At 46.9% G+C, this 15,407-nt stretch carries 15 protein-coding genes; 10 read left to right on the top strand and 5 right to left on the bottom strand.

Features of this window, described 5'->3' with window-relative positions:
* The 3 genes from RM811_RS03710 to RM811_RS03700 form a co-directional block, all read left to right on the top strand.
* Window positions 1-330 (top strand): acyl-CoA dehydrogenase family protein (locus RM811_RS03710; protein ID WP_402520885.1); only part of this gene is annotated, 330 nt, incomplete at its 5' end.
* A gap of 19 nt (window positions 331-349) precedes the next feature.
* A complete protein-coding gene (locus RM811_RS03705; protein WP_402520883.1) occupies window positions 350-1,219 on the top strand; it encodes an SDR family oxidoreductase in 870 nt (289 codons plus the stop codon).
* Between the two features lie 207 nt (window positions 1,220-1,426).
* A complete protein-coding gene (locus RM811_RS03700; protein WP_402520881.1) occupies window positions 1,427-1,693 on the top strand; it encodes a hypothetical protein in 267 nt (88 codons plus the stop codon).
* Between the two features lie 38 nt (window positions 1,694-1,731).
* Here the strand turns inward: RM811_RS03700 and RM811_RS03695 are convergent, their stop codons facing one another.
* Window positions 1,732-2,442, bottom strand: a complete 711-nt coding sequence (locus RM811_RS03695) for a TetR/AcrR family transcriptional regulator (RefSeq protein ID WP_402520879.1) — start codon at window positions 2,440-2,442, stop codon at window positions 1,732-1,734.
* Window positions 2,443-2,647: 205 nt separating this feature from the next.
* Here RM811_RS03695 and ptsG point away from each other — a divergent pair, with 205 nt between their 5' ends.
* From ptsG to RM811_RS03670, 5 genes are all read left to right on the top strand, one after another.
* The gene (gene ptsG / locus RM811_RS03690) at window positions 2,648-4,111 is read left to right on the top strand and encodes a PTS glucose transporter subunit IIBC (protein ID WP_402520877.1); all 1,464 of its coding nucleotides are present in this window, start codon (window positions 2,648-2,650) and stop codon (window positions 4,109-4,111) included.
* A gap of 169 nt (window positions 4,112-4,280) precedes the next feature.
* Window positions 4,281-4,712, top strand: a complete 432-nt coding sequence (locus RM811_RS03685) for a hypothetical protein (RefSeq protein ID WP_402520875.1) — start codon at window positions 4,281-4,283, stop codon at window positions 4,710-4,712.
* 257 nt (window positions 4,713-4,969) lie between these two features.
* Window positions 4,970-5,632, top strand: coding sequence for a hypothetical protein (locus RM811_RS03680; protein WP_402520873.1), 663 nt, complete (start codon window positions 4,970-4,972; stop codon window positions 5,630-5,632).
* 352 nt (window positions 5,633-5,984) lie between these two features.
* On the top strand, window positions 5,985-6,227 hold the full coding sequence (locus tag RM811_RS03675) for a hypothetical protein (protein ID WP_402520871.1): 243 nt from the start codon (window positions 5,985-5,987) through the stop codon (window positions 6,225-6,227).
* 32 nt (window positions 6,228-6,259) lie between these two features.
* Window positions 6,260-7,549 (top strand): cytochrome P450, encoded by a 1,290-nt coding sequence (locus tag RM811_RS03670; protein ID WP_402520869.1) that lies wholly within the window; start codon window positions 6,260-6,262, stop codon window positions 7,547-7,549.
* A 7-nt stretch (window positions 7,550-7,556) separates the two neighbouring features.
* Here the strand turns inward: RM811_RS03670 and RM811_RS03665 are convergent, their stop codons facing one another.
* From RM811_RS03665 to RM811_RS03650, 4 genes are all read right to left on the bottom strand, one after another.
* Entirely contained in the window at window positions 7,557-8,201 is a 645-nt protein-coding gene (locus RM811_RS03665) for a hypothetical protein (protein WP_402520867.1), read from the bottom strand.
* A gap of 67 nt (window positions 8,202-8,268) precedes the next feature.
* A complete protein-coding gene (locus RM811_RS03660) occupies window positions 8,269-9,795 on the bottom strand; it encodes a YifB family Mg chelatase-like AAA ATPase (protein WP_402520889.1) in 1,527 nt (508 codons plus the stop codon).
* Between the two features lie 103 nt (window positions 9,796-9,898).
* Window positions 9,899-12,241 (bottom strand): hypothetical protein, encoded by a 2,343-nt coding sequence (locus RM811_RS03655; protein WP_402520865.1) that lies wholly within the window; start codon window positions 12,239-12,241, stop codon window positions 9,899-9,901.
* Window positions 12,242-12,904: 663 nt separating this feature from the next.
* On the bottom strand, window positions 12,905-13,246 hold the full coding sequence (locus tag RM811_RS03650; protein ID WP_402520863.1) for an accessory factor UbiK family protein: 342 nt from the start codon (window positions 13,244-13,246) through the stop codon (window positions 12,905-12,907).
* A gap of 607 nt (window positions 13,247-13,853) precedes the next feature.
* On the opposite strand from RM811_RS03650, the gene glnK reads away from it, so the two are divergent.
* Window positions 13,854-14,192: a P-II family nitrogen regulator gene (gene glnK / locus RM811_RS03645; protein WP_402520861.1), complete on the top strand. Its 339-nt coding sequence runs from the start codon at window positions 13,854-13,856 to the stop codon at window positions 14,190-14,192.
* 157 nt (window positions 14,193-14,349) lie between these two features.
* A partial coding sequence (locus RM811_RS03640) for an ammonium transporter (RefSeq protein WP_402520887.1) occupies window positions 14,350-15,407 on the top strand: 1,058 nt, incomplete at its 3' end.

Here is a 15,407-nt window from a genome sequence, read left to right as displayed (position 1 = left end):
TTTCAGATGGTACAGGCGCGTATTGCGGATATGTATGTCTGGGTCGAAACCATGAAAGCTTTCAGCTGGAAAGTGCTGGCAGAAGTCTCCGAAGTGGATGAAACCCAGGCGGGCCGGGGGGAGATTCATGCCCGGACGGCGGCCTCGGTTATGTACTGTGCCGATATGTGTAATAAGGTGTTGGATAACGCCGTACAGGTACATGGTGGAATTGGCTATATCTGGGAGTCTGAGGTTAACCGGCTGTTTCGCTCAACCAAACTGCTGGAGATCGGTGCGGGCACCACAGAGGTGCGAAAAATGATCATTGCTGGCGAGCTTTTGAAATAAACAGCTGAAGAAAACAATCATGACAATAACAACAAAAAGCTGGGGTTTATCTGACCAGGAACTGGCAGAGAAAGAGACGCCGTTTGCTGTGGACAGTTTCTCCGGTAAGCGCGTGTTAATCAGCGGTGGTGGCAGTGGCATTGGTAAAGCGACGGCCTGGCTACTGGCTCGCCCTGGTGCCAGCGTGGTGATTTGCGGCAGAAATGAAGAGAAGCTGATCAATACGGCCAGGCCCATGCAGGAACTGGGTTTTAATGTGACGGTGAAAACGCTGGATATCCGTGATCCTGATAGAGTGCAGCGTTTTTTTGATGAATTATTTAACCAACCCGGTGGGCTGGATGTACTGATTAATAATGCCGGTGGCCAGTTTCCCAAACCGGCCATTGATATCAGTCCCAATGGCTGGAAAGCAGTGGTTGATAATAATCTCAATGGTACCTGGTTTATGATGCAGGCGGCGGCCCAGCGTTGGCGTAATACCCAAAAGCCAGGAAATATTATCAATATCGTCACGGTGATTGACCGGGGAATGCCGGATATCGCCCACACCTGTGCGGCCAGGGCGGGTGTTATTTATGCCTCAAAAACCGTTGCGGTTGAGTGGGCTCAATACGGTATTCGGATTAATTGTATCGCACCTGGCATTATTGCCAGTGAGGGGATGACTGTTTATCCGGCAGAGGCTGTGGAGGCCTTTCCCCGCTCAAACCCCATGCAGCGTTTTGGTTCATCCTGGGATATTGCCCAGGCCTGTGTATACCTGGGCAGTGACGCCTCACAATTCATGACCGGTGAGGTGATGACGCTGGACGGCGGCGGCAGTTTATGGGGGGAGTTATGGCCTTTTAAAAAGCCGGATTATTTTAAAGAGTCGAAAATAGATTAAATCTGGTCAACGCAATATTGAAAGAATCAGACCTGAGCGACTTTCTTCAAAAATGAATGTGGTTCATTCCTGGCCATAAAAAGCGGTTTTTCTTAATAAACGTCACTTTAAATATAAAAAAACCAAATAACGTTTTGGCTGGCTTGCCAAGAGCCAGTCTGGGTCTATTTTTACTCTATTGGTAACTGATGCTCATTTGGGCTGGAAGTGCGAGTAAAGACAATGCAGGAATACATCAAAAAAGAAGAGTTTGAAGCTTTTCAGTCTCAGGTTCTTAACCAGTTTCGTGATATTGTCGAATTGTTCTGTAAACAGCAGGCTCATATGGAACGACATCTGGAATGCACAGAAAATACTCAGAAACACCTTGATGCCTTTGTCGCCCGTATGGATCATCTTTGCCAGTTTATCCAGAGTGTTTCAGATTCCGTTGAAGGCAAACCAGAAGAACGCAGTACTACGTCGTGTCATTAATTCTGGCCATTGTATTAAATGTTGTATCAACGTTCGTTTTACAAGGGAGCATTCAGTTTCTGAATTAACTCACTAACTTCACTTTTGACTGAATTGTCTTCCAGCGTTTGATGATTATTTGAAATGCCATCAAAAATAAGCTGAGTAATCTGTTGTGATGTCTGATGAATGTCCAGTAATGGTGTCTCTGTCGTTTTTGAGTCCAGATATATTCCCCACAGGTAGTGTTCAAGCGTACCAAACAGTGTATTGCGAACCAGTGTAATGCTGATATCGGGCCTGAGTTCTCCCCGGGCTATTCCTTCTTTTGTGATTTTTGTGACGACTTCGGTATAGCGGCGGTTCAGGGCTCTCACCTGTGGAGACAGCTCCTGATCGACCCCTCTGGATTCATTGAGAATCACACCGCACAGAGCACGGTTCTGAGTCATGATGTTGAGATGGTTCCAGGTCACGAAGTAAAAGCGCTCGCGAGTACCTTTGACGCCCTGAATACCTTCTTCGATCCGTTGTGTTATTTGCTGGTAAAACTGCTCCATCACCTTCAGGACTAAAACCCGCTTGGATGGGAAGTAGCTGAACACTGTACCTTCAACAATTCCGGCCCTGCTGGCAATCTCAGCAACCGTTGCCTTTTCATAGCCCCTGGCCTCAAAGACTTCACGAGCGGATGTGAGGATTTCATGGATTCGGACTTCTCGGGACTGGCGGGTTACTTTTTTTCTGGTTGCTTTAACTGATGTTGGCATGGTGCTCGAATGTGCTCAATTTTTAATAAAAAATATCTCGGTATTACAGGAAAATGGTCGTTTTTTGATCTGGGTCAGCTCATAAAGTGAACAATTATATAATAATTGCACACCCAGATTTATACATGATCAGAACAGTGGCATCCATCAGGTTGCGAAAACTGTCTTACAACGATTTCACAGAACCGCTACTTGAGGTTAACAGGTGCAAAAAGCATTCTCCCTTCTACAGAAAATCGGGCGCTCGTTAATGCTGCCCGTGGCAATTTTGCCCGCGGCAGGTATCCTGCTGGGCATAGGTAGCGCAAACTTTTCAATTTTGCCTGAACTGCTGAATCATATCATGGCTCAGGCGGGTGGTGCTGTTTTTGGTAACCTGCCGCTGCTGTTCGCTATTGGTGTGGTACTCGGTCTGACAGACAACGATGGCGTATCTTCCCTGGCGGCTATTGTCGGCTATGTTGTGTTGCTGGCGACTATGGGCGTGATGGCGACCACACTGGGTATTGAAACCAAGACCATCATGGGCATTGCCTCCATTGATACCGGTGTTTTTGGCGGTATCCTGGTGGGTATTCTTGCGGCTGTGATGTTCAATCGCTTCTATAAAATACAGTTGCCAGAGTACCTGGGCTTCTTTGCAGGTAAGCGCTTTGTTCCCATTGTTACCGCTTTTGCGGCCATTGTTATGGGTGTGGTTCTGAGCTTTATCTGGCCACCTATTGGTCGTGGCATTGAGGCGTTTGGTAATTATGCGGTTGAAGGCAACCCAACCACTATGGGCTTTGTCTACGGTTTTGTTGAGCGACTGCTGATTCCTTTTGGTCTGCACCATATCTGGAACGTGCCTTTTCAGTCTCAGATGGGTGAGTTTGTTACTGCATCCGGTGTTGTGGTCAACGGCGATATTCCTCGTTTCTTTGCCGGTGACCCAACTGCTGGCTTCCTGGCGGGTGGCTTCCTGTTCAAGATGTTTGGTCTGCCTGCAGCGGCTATTGCTATGTGGCGCAGTGCGAAAACCGAAAATCAGAAAGTCGTTGGCGGTATCATGATGTCTGCTGCGTTGACCTCTTTCCTGACCGGTATTACCGAGCCCATTGAGTTCTCCTTCCTGTTTGTTGCTCCGATTCTGTATGGATTGCACGCACTGATGGCGGGTATTGCGTTTGTAATTACTAACTTCTTCGAAATCCGCATGGGTGGTTCATTCTCCCACGGTCTGATTGACTACGCGCTGTCCTTCAGCATTGGCAGCAAGCCTGAGATGATTCTGGTCTGGGGCCTGGCTTACGCTGCGCTGTACTACACCGTATTCACTTTCGCCATCAGGATGTTCAACCTGCGCACACCAGGTCGTGAAGAGGCGACGGAAGCTGCAAAAGCTACTGAAGTTGGCAGTGAGCTGGCCAGAAAGCTGTTTGTTGCCTTTGGTGGCCAGAGCAATATCAAGAGCATTGATGCCTGTATTACTCGTCTGCGGGTAACGGTTGATAAACCTGAAAATGTGGATGTTGAGGCGATCAAGGCGCTGGGTGCTACTGCCGTCCTGGTGGTTGGTCAGAATATGCAGGCTATCTTTGGACCCCGCTCTGATCAAATTAAAACTGAAATGAATGAGTTGGTGAAGAGTGGTCAGGCACCTGAAACCGGTGAAATGGCTCTGGCCTGATGGTTAACATTTACTTCCGGTAACCGCTGGAAGTACTTTTTTTATAACCGCACCCTATGTTGAATAGGAGTGCGGTTTTTTTTGTGATCGGGGATAAATCAGTCGGTTTGAGTGTCCAACGCTATCAGATAAGGTCTGAATTGAATCAAATTTTAGAGGTGTTGTAATAATGGGTGGGAGAATTCAAGGGGGGGGCAACTCCGCTGCTTATAATATAGATGTACAGCCTTGGATAGTGGGAGAGGGTGAGAGTCGCGGCTTTTCTCGGGGAGTCACCAGAGTAGAGTGCCCATCTTTCTTACCGCATTCTGATGATCTCAAGGGCAATGTGAAACTTCTTATCAACGAGTCAGGAAATCACCTGAAGATAAGAGTATATACAAATGCAGATGATACTGAGCCGGCAAGGGCTGAGGGGTTGAGAGACAAACTTCGTGAAGGGTTGGTGTGCATGGGTGACACTTTAGCAGTAGCGAAAGGCATCGTTAATAGCGATAAGAGGGAGGAATGTATTAGGGGAATTATTAATAATTGTTTACAAAATATTCATTGCAAGGCATTAGAGTCGAATCATGTTGAAAGTGGGGACGTTTTATTTTAATGAAAACAGGGATACATCAGCGGAATTGGATGTCTCACAGAACAGTCATACAAGATTTGTTCTGAATTAAACTGAAAACTGGAGGTGTTGTGATGGATGGGATAATTCAAGGGGAGAGCAATCCCGCTGCTTATAATATAGAAGTACTTCCCTGGAGAGAGGAACAGGGCGCATGGGGTTGCTGTTGTTTTCGGGCAATCGCCAGAGTGATGTGCCCATGTTTTTTACCGGCAGCACCTCCTGAAGTTGAGTCGAGCATGTTAAGATATCGTATCACCGCCAACGGGAATAACCTGACGATCAAAGTAGTTACTGGAATAGACGATACCGATCCGGATAGGGCGCGGGGATTGAGAGTTGGCCTTCGCGAAAAGCTGATGGTGGCTAGTGTGGGTGAAGTTCTGGCCGCAGCGAAAAACACTGAGAATAGAAATGAGCGGCAGGTATTTCTTAGGCAGATTGTTAAAGACTGTTTACTATCAAATGTTGGTTATAGACATTTTGAGCCGAATGCTGCTGCGGTTGAGCCACCTGAAACAGAACCTGACGCTTCTGGTACTGAGGAATTGGGATCTCATATCCCGTCTTATGATGACTTGCCTGTTTACACCCCAAAAGCTACAGAGTTAGATGATTCCAGATTCTGTTGTATTAGCTATGAAAGCGATACACAGATGGTTTTTCAAGGGAAACATTTTTATGGCTATAAAAGTCTGGTTGCAATCTGTGAGACACACGGTGGGATTGATCCTTATGATAGAGAGAAAACCATTAATTGGGACAAGGTCTATAAAATAGTTTCAAAAGATCAAATAGAATCCCGTGATATAGTTTCAAAAGATCAAATAGAATCCCGTGATAATAAGGCATTTGAGCCTGATGAAGCTAAACTCCCGGACACAGAAACAACCAAGTCTTGATGTGGTAACCTCTGAAATATTTTACCCGTCAGAGGCTAACCGCGACTTTGTGTCAATTGTGATTACATTTCCTATTAATATATTTAAGCAGTAGCAGCATGCAAAAGTTAAATTAAAGGCAGTCATAATGAATGAGGTAGCGTCGGCGAGTGGTTCAGCTAATTATGTCAAGCTAGCGGGTGAGACGGGCAATCAAGGCGCAAATGCAACGTGTTGTGTCTGGTTGTACCGGATGGTCACCGAGGTGCGAGACTGTCTTTGTCTATGCGTGCTACGACGGCCGGATACGACTGAATACACTGCGGTTCAGAGAGCGGTAGCCTTGGGAGAAGTTTCCTCCTGGCAATTAAATTTGGATGGTTCACCAGTAACTGCGCAAAAACAGCTGGCAGATCAGCCTGCCGCTCCTCTGCAGCCCAATAAAAGCGAAGAGCCAGATCCTAAAAATGCGATTTCGCCAGTCAAAAATGAGCAGTTACGTTCACCACGATATAGCAATAAGGATATTTTTCACGTCCTTGATGATTTGATTCGTTTTTTGGAGCAACAAGAACTTGCTTGCAAAGACCGCTCGTATAAAAATGCTCAGTGGTGATTATCAACAATAATAAAAACCGGAGCATTAATATGACAACCGCCGAACATGATCAGACCGATGCTCAATATGCGCTGAAAAAAGAAGCTCTGCCTCCCATTGAAACGGTATATAACCCTCACTCTCTTGAATATTGCGAAGATCCGGTGCCCCAGTGGCGCGAGCTGGTGAAGCGTGGGCCACTGGTCTGGTACCCAATATGGCAGGCCTGGATTATGACCGGCATTAACGATATTACGGGCTGCTGGCGCACGGAATACCTGTCATCTGACTTCTATGACTGGGAATATGCGCCACCCCGGCCGCCGGAAAGTGAGTGGACCAACTTTGAGCGGGCATTGATTGGCCACAGTCTGGTGGCTGACAAAGATCATCATCGGCTGGTTCGAAAGATTTCTTCTCCTGCGTTCTCCCGGAATGTGATTGAAGCTATCGGTATGCGAATCGAACCCGATATCAAGCGTCTTTTTGATGAGTTGGGAACGCCAGATAGCTTTGATTACATGGAGAAGGTGGCAGCCCATATCCCCTTTATCTCTATTACCCGAATTGTTGGTATCCCTGAAAAATACTGGGATGACTTCAAGCCGGTAGTGACCAGTTTTACCGAGGCATGGAATCCAACTATCTCTGAAGCACGTCGTCAGAAAGCCCGGGACGATAGCAACCGTGCTATTGATATTATCCGGGTGATAATTGCCGAGCGTCGTCTAATGCCCCAGCAGGATGACTTTCTCAGTGCTCTTATTCAGGTTGAAAAGGAAAATGAGCAGTTTGGTGAGTGGGATATTATTACCCTGGTATTGGCATTGATTGGGGCTGGTGCTGATACCACCCTGATTGCACAACAGTGGAGTGTTTATTCCCTGCTGAAAAATCGTGACCAGATATCGGCTGCACTGGAAACTCCGGAAGCCTTTGGCAAGGCGTTTACTGAAGTGATGCGCTGGTCGGCTAATTCAAAAATGGGGTTTGCCCGTTATGCGCCTGAAGATATGGAAATTCTGGGCCAGAAGATCCGTAAAGGCCAGATGGTACTTTTGATGCCCCATCTTAAGGATTACGACCCTCAATATTATTCTGAGCCGGAAAAGTTTGATCTGAATCGTTCTTACGATAAGGATGTGTTGTTTGGCTATGGTCCACGCTTCTGTATAGGTGCTGCATTGGCAAAACGACAACTCTATCTGACATTGACAGAACTGTTCAGTCGCTTTCCCGATGCGCAGCTGGCTATAGAGCCGGAACGGGATGAAACGGATCATAACTCCATTGCTTTCAAAAAGCTGGTTATCAGGACCAATGCTGAAGTTACCGGGTGATAAAAATTTAAACCCATGTTTTTGCTGTCAGCTTCATCCTGATTCCTCCTGGAAGCTCCACATGGGTTTGATGACGAGTTTGATTCGATTTGACCACCAGCCTTGCAAGGAGACAAATGAAACCGAAAATCATGAGGCCCCATAGGACATGTTGCCAGGCGGGGGTGTCCGGGCTGACAGAATTAGGGAAAACTGTGGGCTGGGTAGTTTCTGAATGCGTATTGAGCATATCACCGGTAAATGGGTTGGCTGTGCTTATTGCTGGCGTTGTGTCATTGATATGACTGGCAGTGGATGAGGCCACCATGGTTGATAATATCACCAGTTTCACTGCCAAAGCCCCGGTCCCGTGGGCTAGCCGGGCAATCTTGTTGAGTATGCTGGCTATTATGACGGTACCGTTTCGATTATTGGTAGACGGGTGATGGAGTTGTTGAGGATTTGGCCTGACTTTACAGCTTCTTTTGCGGAGCATCTGATGATTTAAAAGATGGATGAACTCTTTTCCCCCAAGCCTCTGCTGCCATCCGGTGCCGGATTTAAAAAAAGGTCGGGTATTACGATTACAGTATTTCACGGCGGTCAGAGGGGAGGGGGCGGCCAGAGGTAATGTGTTTTTTGAACGGATACCTGTTGAAAAAGAGGTATGCATTCAACGCTCCAGACATTGATCAATCAATGCTGAAAATGGTAGTAGTTACGCCAATAACCCGTTGAGTTTATTTCAATGACTGCCGATCCAGCTGTCGATACTGAAAAGCCTCAGCCAAGTGTTTCTTCAGTACGGTTTCTGACGCAGCCAGATCCGCAATGGTTCTGGCAACCCTTAATACCCGGTGCAGGCCTCTGGCTGAGATATTCAGCCGATCAGCTGCCTGGATTAAAAAGTCTTTTTCTTCAGAGCCCAGTCCGCAGACAGGAAACAGTTCCTTGGACGACAGTAAGGCATTTATTTTTCCCTGTCGGTTAAGCTGTTGCTGGCGCACCTGAATAACCATTGCCCGGATTTCGGTGGAGCTTACCGGGGGGGCTTTATCACACTCCGGGGAGTCATTGATCAGTAACTGTAGATTTTGTGACGGCACTTCAACCTGAAGGTCAATACGATCCAGTAAAGGGCCGGAGAGTTTGTTGCGGTAGCGGGCGATCTGGTCCGGTGTACAACGACATTGTCTTTTATTATCGCCAAGGTAGCCGCAGGGACAGGGGTTCATCGCACCAATCAACTGAAACCGGGCAGGGAAGGTTTCCTGGCCTTTGGCTCGGGTAATCACTACCTCGCCGCTTTCCAGCGGTTCCCTCAGCATCTCAAGCGCCTGTCGTTGAAATTCTGTCATTTCATCTAAAAAAAGTACTCCGCGATGGGCATGGGAGACTTCTCCCGGTTTGGGCTGACTGCCACCACCCACCATGGAAACCGATGACGACGAGTGGTGTGGTGCTCGAAAAGGTCGCTGTTTCCAGGCGGGAACCAAATGACTGGATGCCAGTGAGTAAATGGCGGCGACTTCCAGGGCTTCTGCTTCGGTTAAGGGTGGCAGGATGCCCGGAAGGCGGCTGGCCAACATGGTTTTTCCGGTACCGGGGGCGCCAAAGAAAAGAAGGTGGTGGCCACCGGTGGCCGCAATAATCAGGGCGCGCCGGGCCTGCTCCTGACCACGAACATCGGCCAGGTCGGGGTAGTTGACGGGGCTATCCATCGCCTGGGCGACCGTGGGCTCGATTTGGATTTTATTATTGAGATAGCCACAGAGTTCCTGAAGGTTTTGTACCCCCGTAATGTGAGCGTCCTTCACCATGGCGGCAATGTTGGCGTTTCGTCCGGCAACAATAAGCTCGCGGTTTTTTTTCTGACAGGCGATGGATGCGGGCAGTACGGCTGTTACCGGGCGTAGCTGACCAGAGAGTGCCAGTTCACCGAGGAATTCACGGTTGTCCAGGGTTGATTCTGGTAGTTGCCCGGAAGCAACGAGAATGCCCAAAGCGATGGGCAGATCATAACGACCGCCTTCCTTGGGCAGGTCTGCCGGTGCCAGGTTGACGGTAATCCTGCCGTCGGGAAAGTCATAGCCACTGTTAATCAGGGCGCTTCTGACCCGGTCCTTACTTTCACGAACCGCTGCTTCTGGCAAGCCCACAATATTCAGCGCAGGTAGCCCCTGAGAAAGATGAACTTCCACAGAAACAGCGGGAGCTCGAATTCCCTGATTAGCCCGCGTACGAACCTGTGCCAGACGGAAGTGCATTATTGTTATTGACCGGTTGAACAGCTTGAAACGTTCAAAGATAGCAGTTGAATATAGATCCTGTTTAAAAACAGGTGTATTGCCAGGATTATGGATAGGTTCTTCAATCTTCAATATCCTGGCGTAATGGCAAGTGCTGCAAGCTAGCCAGCCCCATTTTATCAAGGCTGTTATTTATCCAGCCGACCATAATATTAATACGCTGGTTGGTCAGTGTTGTCCCTTTAAAATCATCGGGGAATAGTTCTTGAGCTGATTTGTTTGTTTTTGCTTTTATCAGGGATTTGTTCATTCGTTCTAGCCAGTTGTACAGGTCAGGGTTTGTTTTTTTTAGCTCCTGAGTCGAATTAAAGGTTTGGTTCGCAGCAAAATTTGCCAATTCAGAAGAATATGACCACCACTGGTCACCACACCATTTTTCCCTTTTCCAGTATTTTTTTTTCACACTGGGCTGTTGATGAACCTCAGTTGTATTTAATCTGGCTACTCTGGCCATGGGTCTGGCCATGGGTCTGGCCATGGGAAGTCTCTCAGGTTTGTCAGGACATGGCTTTGATTTCGTTATTTTTGTTTGTGCACACTCAGAATGAATAGTTGGATCCATTTTTCCAGTGGCAGATATACTCCGGGGGCCGGTGGGGGTAACGGAGTCGGTTATTTCTTTAATAGAACGATAAGTCCAAACTGAAGGTGATTCTGTGAAGGTTGGGACTTTGTACGTGTTGAGTAATGCGGCACGAGACGTACAAAAATGGCGTGTTGATTGTATTGAGAGCTGCCTGCATAGCTTTATGTATCTTAGGGTTACATCCAGACTACCCTTGCATCTTTTGAGAAGTTGAAGTTGAATTCGCCTTATACGCAATCCTTTGTCGTGAAGTTTCTCAAATAGTTTGTCAGTACTGGTGGTTCTATTAAAGAGTTTTTCTATAATATCGTTTTCGCCAGGGTTGAAAAGTTGACGTAAATGATCAAGTGTAAAAGGTGACTGGCCTTTGTACTTTATTCTCGCAAGGTTGATGTTTCTAATTAGCTTTGATGGATGATTTATGGTTTTGATTTGTTCTGAAATAAACTTCTTTAATAATGGCGTATTGCCCTCAGATCGAATTCTTCTGTTGATTTCAAGATTGACAGATGTACCTCGCTTCTTTTTATTATTTAGTTTATCCAGTAGCTCCTGGTCTGTATATACAAGATGTCCGAGAAGATTCTTCTGCTTATCTCTGTTGAAATGTTGTTTAACAAATTTTATTACTGTTGGTTTGTCTGGAGTCTTATATACGCCATCCACCAAAAGTTTGACATTGCCTTTTTGTGTACTTAAATCCTTCAGTAGCTCATGTAAGCCATATTTTATTGAAAGTCTTTTGGTGATAATCGCTTTTTGAGCCTCAAGATCGCCTTTTCTGGCCGCTTCATATATCTGTTGTGAGTCCTTGGAGCTGGATGTATTTCTAGGAAGGGATTGATAAACATCAAGAGTTTTTGGCGTAATAACATGTTGTGTAAGTCTTATTCCTGCAAAGCGTTCCATTTCTTCAGGCGTCCACGATTTATCATGACAGTTTAGTGGATTTGGGATGTGACGCCCAAGTTCGTAAGCAAGCATGGCAATTCTTTTGGTTTTTAACAGCTTAATGCTTAAGGATTCTTTTAGCAAAGTAAGCCACCGGGTTTCCCCTTTTTCCTGTTCCATTTGTGTGCCTAGCCACTCCATAGGAATTGACATAACATCATCTTCCGGAGAAATAAGGTTATGATCGTAACAAAAACGATAAATGTCGTAACTATTCCATTTGTAGCGATCTTCATCGTTTTTTGGGGATTTGTGGGGGACTGGAATCTTATGTCTGTTATTTCTGTTAAATGACAATTTTATAGTTTTTATTGCATCGAGAACAGAGTCGCAGCGATTTAGCTGGTATTTTACGTAGGTTTTTAGTGCAAGGGCGTTTTTCTCAGATTTATTTAATAGTTTATTTGTGGTAATCGTGTTTCCTGATATTTTCTGAATTATTGTTTTTTCAGCTGCGTCATATTTCAGTTCTCTTTTAACGGATGTTTCCCTGTTTTTTAATCGTTGTCTGAGTATGTCATTAAAGTCTGTGGTAATCGTTACTGAAACTTTATCTGAATCCGAAAATGCGGTTGTCGTTTTGTCTTTAATAGTCTGGTGATCATCCGGTGTGTGACTTTTTTTGAGATACTGTGCCTTAAAGTTAACACTCGAAGAGCGCTTTCCTGATTTCATGGTACGTTTGGCTTCAGACCTGTAACACCAGAGTAGCTCTGTGGCTGGGGGGATTGCCTTCGAAGCTTCAATTTTAAACTCAATGGGAATCTCTCTATTTGGAAAGCACTTCAGGGTAAGCCCTTCAGTTTCATCGAACTTCCGCTTAACACCAACATTAACTTTACAGTTAGGGTTGGTAGAGTCATTCATATAAATAACGGGTCCATCGGGCATGACGCCCAGCCCCAGGTCATTAACTCTATATGGGCTCCAGAGTATATGAGAGTCAGAGCCCAGAGGCATGCACAGTCCGTCATAGTAAAGCCATTCGAGGTGCTTTCTGGTTTCAGGATACTGGTGACTAAAAGCAAGAATACCGGTAATGCCTTCAAGAATAATGTCGCGTTTTTTGAAAATTAGTTTGTCAGGTGTATTGCAAACAGAAACATTGGCTGTTGAAAACAGGCCTGAACCCACACCTGTAGTGCATCGAATAGTACTGGTCGCTATTTTTAACCGGTTCAGGGCTTGCAATTCTTTTGTCAGTGAGGCCTCTGGTTGACAAATTGAAACGTGCTTTTGTTTTGCCGTTTGCTGTTTTTTATTGGTAGGGTAAGTGGCTGGCTGGGCAGCTGAGTGGGCTGACGAAACACGGATGTCCATTTTTTTACAAAGGCCTTTTATTTGATTCTGCCGACTGGTCGTCGGGAAAACTGATTTTTAAGCTGTGGCGCTTTGTTTGGGCGTGCAATTGTTGATGACCAGCTAAACAAGTTCAAACGACCAGTGAATGATAGCAGTTTACTGGCAGGATGCTTTGAAAGTGTGCGCCTGTGCTTTTATGGACAGGCGTTCTGGCGAGAGGTTTTATCATCAGTCTTCAGGATTTTCCTGGTCCGGGTTGCTGCTCTCTTCCCGGGTTTGTTCAGACTTGAACGCTTCCAGCTTTTTCTCCAGGGCTTCCAGACGTTCACGGGTATGCCTGAGGACAGCAACCTGGGTATCAAACTCATCACGGGTGACCAGCTCCAGTTTTGACAGGGCACTGCTTACCAGCGCTTTGATATTTTTCTCAATATCTTCCCGGGTCTGGCTTTTGTCACCATTAAAAAGCTCGCTGGCTTTGGCGGCAATATTATTGATTAATGCGGCTTTATCGATCATGGGTATCGCTGCGCTGGTGGTCTGGAAGGTGGCAAGAATACCACAAGACACAAGTACTGATAGAGCCGGGATAAACCTGACCTGTATTTTTCAGTAATGTTCTTACCCGCTGGATAGCCCGTTCAGGCCTGAATCTCTCATAAAAAAGTCTCTGCATAACACATATGGAATATGCAGCTCGATTGTGTACGTATTAGATTTAGTAGCTCTCTGGTGAAGCACCAGGTTCAGGCAGAGTGTAGTGGTATTTGGTTTCGCACCAAGCTGGTGCGTTTCGCGGTGGGAGTATGAGTTTTTAGTGCGTTAAATGAGTGCGTTCTCTTATTTAGTTGCCTTTTCAGGGAACTCTTCAGGGAACTCTTCAGGATAAGAGCGCCTATGCGACGCCCAGCTATGGGCATTTGTAAAAACTGGCACAGAGCCTGCTTTGTTCAGGATAACCATTTAAACAGTGCCGGGCGATCTTGTCTGAAACCAACACTGGCGGGGTGCGTTCTTCTTTTTGTTGCGCTCTTGAAACAATAGAGGGTGTTGTAACACAAGGGGAATGCGTAGACTCTGGATACTGTAACGCATCCAGATCACCCCTCCCGGATGGTTTTAAGTAGAGTTTTCAATAAAGAGATTTGCCCGGAAAAGATAACCAGGAGAATAATGCATGAAGTTAGTATCAGCCATTATCAAGCCATTCAAACTTGATGACGTACGGGAAGCACTTTCCGATATCGGTGTTCAGGGTATTACCGTGACTGAGGTTAAGGGTTTTGGTCGCCAGAAAGGTCATACCGAACTCTACCGTGGTGCAGAGTATGTTGTGGACTTTCTGCCGAAGGTGAAAATTGAAGTCGCTATCTCAGACGATTTGCTGGATCAGGTGATTGAAGCTGTCTCCAATGCAGCCAACACCGGAAAGATTGGTGATGGAAAAATTTTCGTCACTACTCTGGAACAGGCGATCCGGATTCGTACCGGAGAGACTGGCGTTGACGCCATCTGAACAGCCTTGAGCGGAATGAATATCTCCGCTCAGCAGTAATAACGATATAAAACAGATAAAAAGATGTGAATTTACTGGGAGGGGTCCCGTGGAAGATATAACTCAATTGTCGTATGCGCTCGATACTTTTTACTTTCTGGTGTGCGGTGCACTGGTCATGTGGATGGCCGCCGGTTTTGCCATGCTGGAAGCCGGTCTGGTGCGATCAAAGAACACCGTTGAAATCCTGACCAAGAATATTGCCCTGTTTGCCATAGCCTGCACCATGTATCTGCTCTGTGGTTATCAGATCATGTATCCTGGCGCCAATGAAGGGGGCATCATGCCGCTGTTCGGTACACTGATCGGTACCGAGAACAGTGTTGAATCGGTTGTTGGCGGTGGTGATGGTGGTGCGCCTTATTATTCCCTGCGCGCTGACTTCTTTTTCCAGGTTGTCTTTGTTGCCACGGCGATGTCGATTGTTTCCGGTGCGGTTGCTGAACGCATGAAACTCTGGGCCTTCCTGCTGTTCGCTGTCTTCATGACCGGCTTCATCTATCCGGTTCAGGGCTTCTGGAAGTGGGGTGGTGGTTTCCTGAACGAAGCTGGCTTCCAGGACTTTGCCGGTTCTGGTGTTGTCCACCTGGCAGGTGCTTCTGCTGCACTGGCTGGTGTTCTCCTGCTGGGAGCCCGTAAAGGCAAGTACTCTGCCAATGGTGCTGTTAATGCAATGCCCGGCGCTAACCTGCCCATGGCAACGCTCGGTACCTTCATCCTGTGGCTTGGCTGGTTCGGCTTCAACGGTGGTTCTCAGCTGAAGATTGCGGATGTTGAAAATGCCAATGCGGTTGCCCAGATCTTTGTCAACACCAATGCTGGCGCTGCTGGTGGTGTTATCGCTGCCCTGATCGTTGCAAGACTGCTGTTTGGTAAGGCTGACCTGACCATGGCTTTGAACGGTGCCCTGGCTGGCCTGGTTGCTATTACCGCTGAACCTCTGATGCCAACGGCCCTGGGGTCAACGCTGATCGGTGCTGTCGGTGGTACACTGGTGGTATTCGCTATCCTTGGCCTTGATAAGCTGCGTATTGATGATCCGGTGGGTGCCATCTCTGTTCACGGTGTTGTTGGTATCTGGGGTCTGCTGGCCGTCCCTCTGACCAATAGCGATGCAACCTTCAGTGCTCAGCTACTGGGTATTGGAACCATCTTCGCCTGGGTGTTCGGCGCTTC

It is taken from the genome of Endozoicomonas sp. (assembly GCF_031844845.1).
Taxonomy (GTDB): domain Bacteria; phylum Pseudomonadota; class Gammaproteobacteria; order Pseudomonadales; family Endozoicomonadaceae; genus Endozoicomonas.
This window is presented reverse-complemented; position numbering and strand designations above follow the sequence as displayed.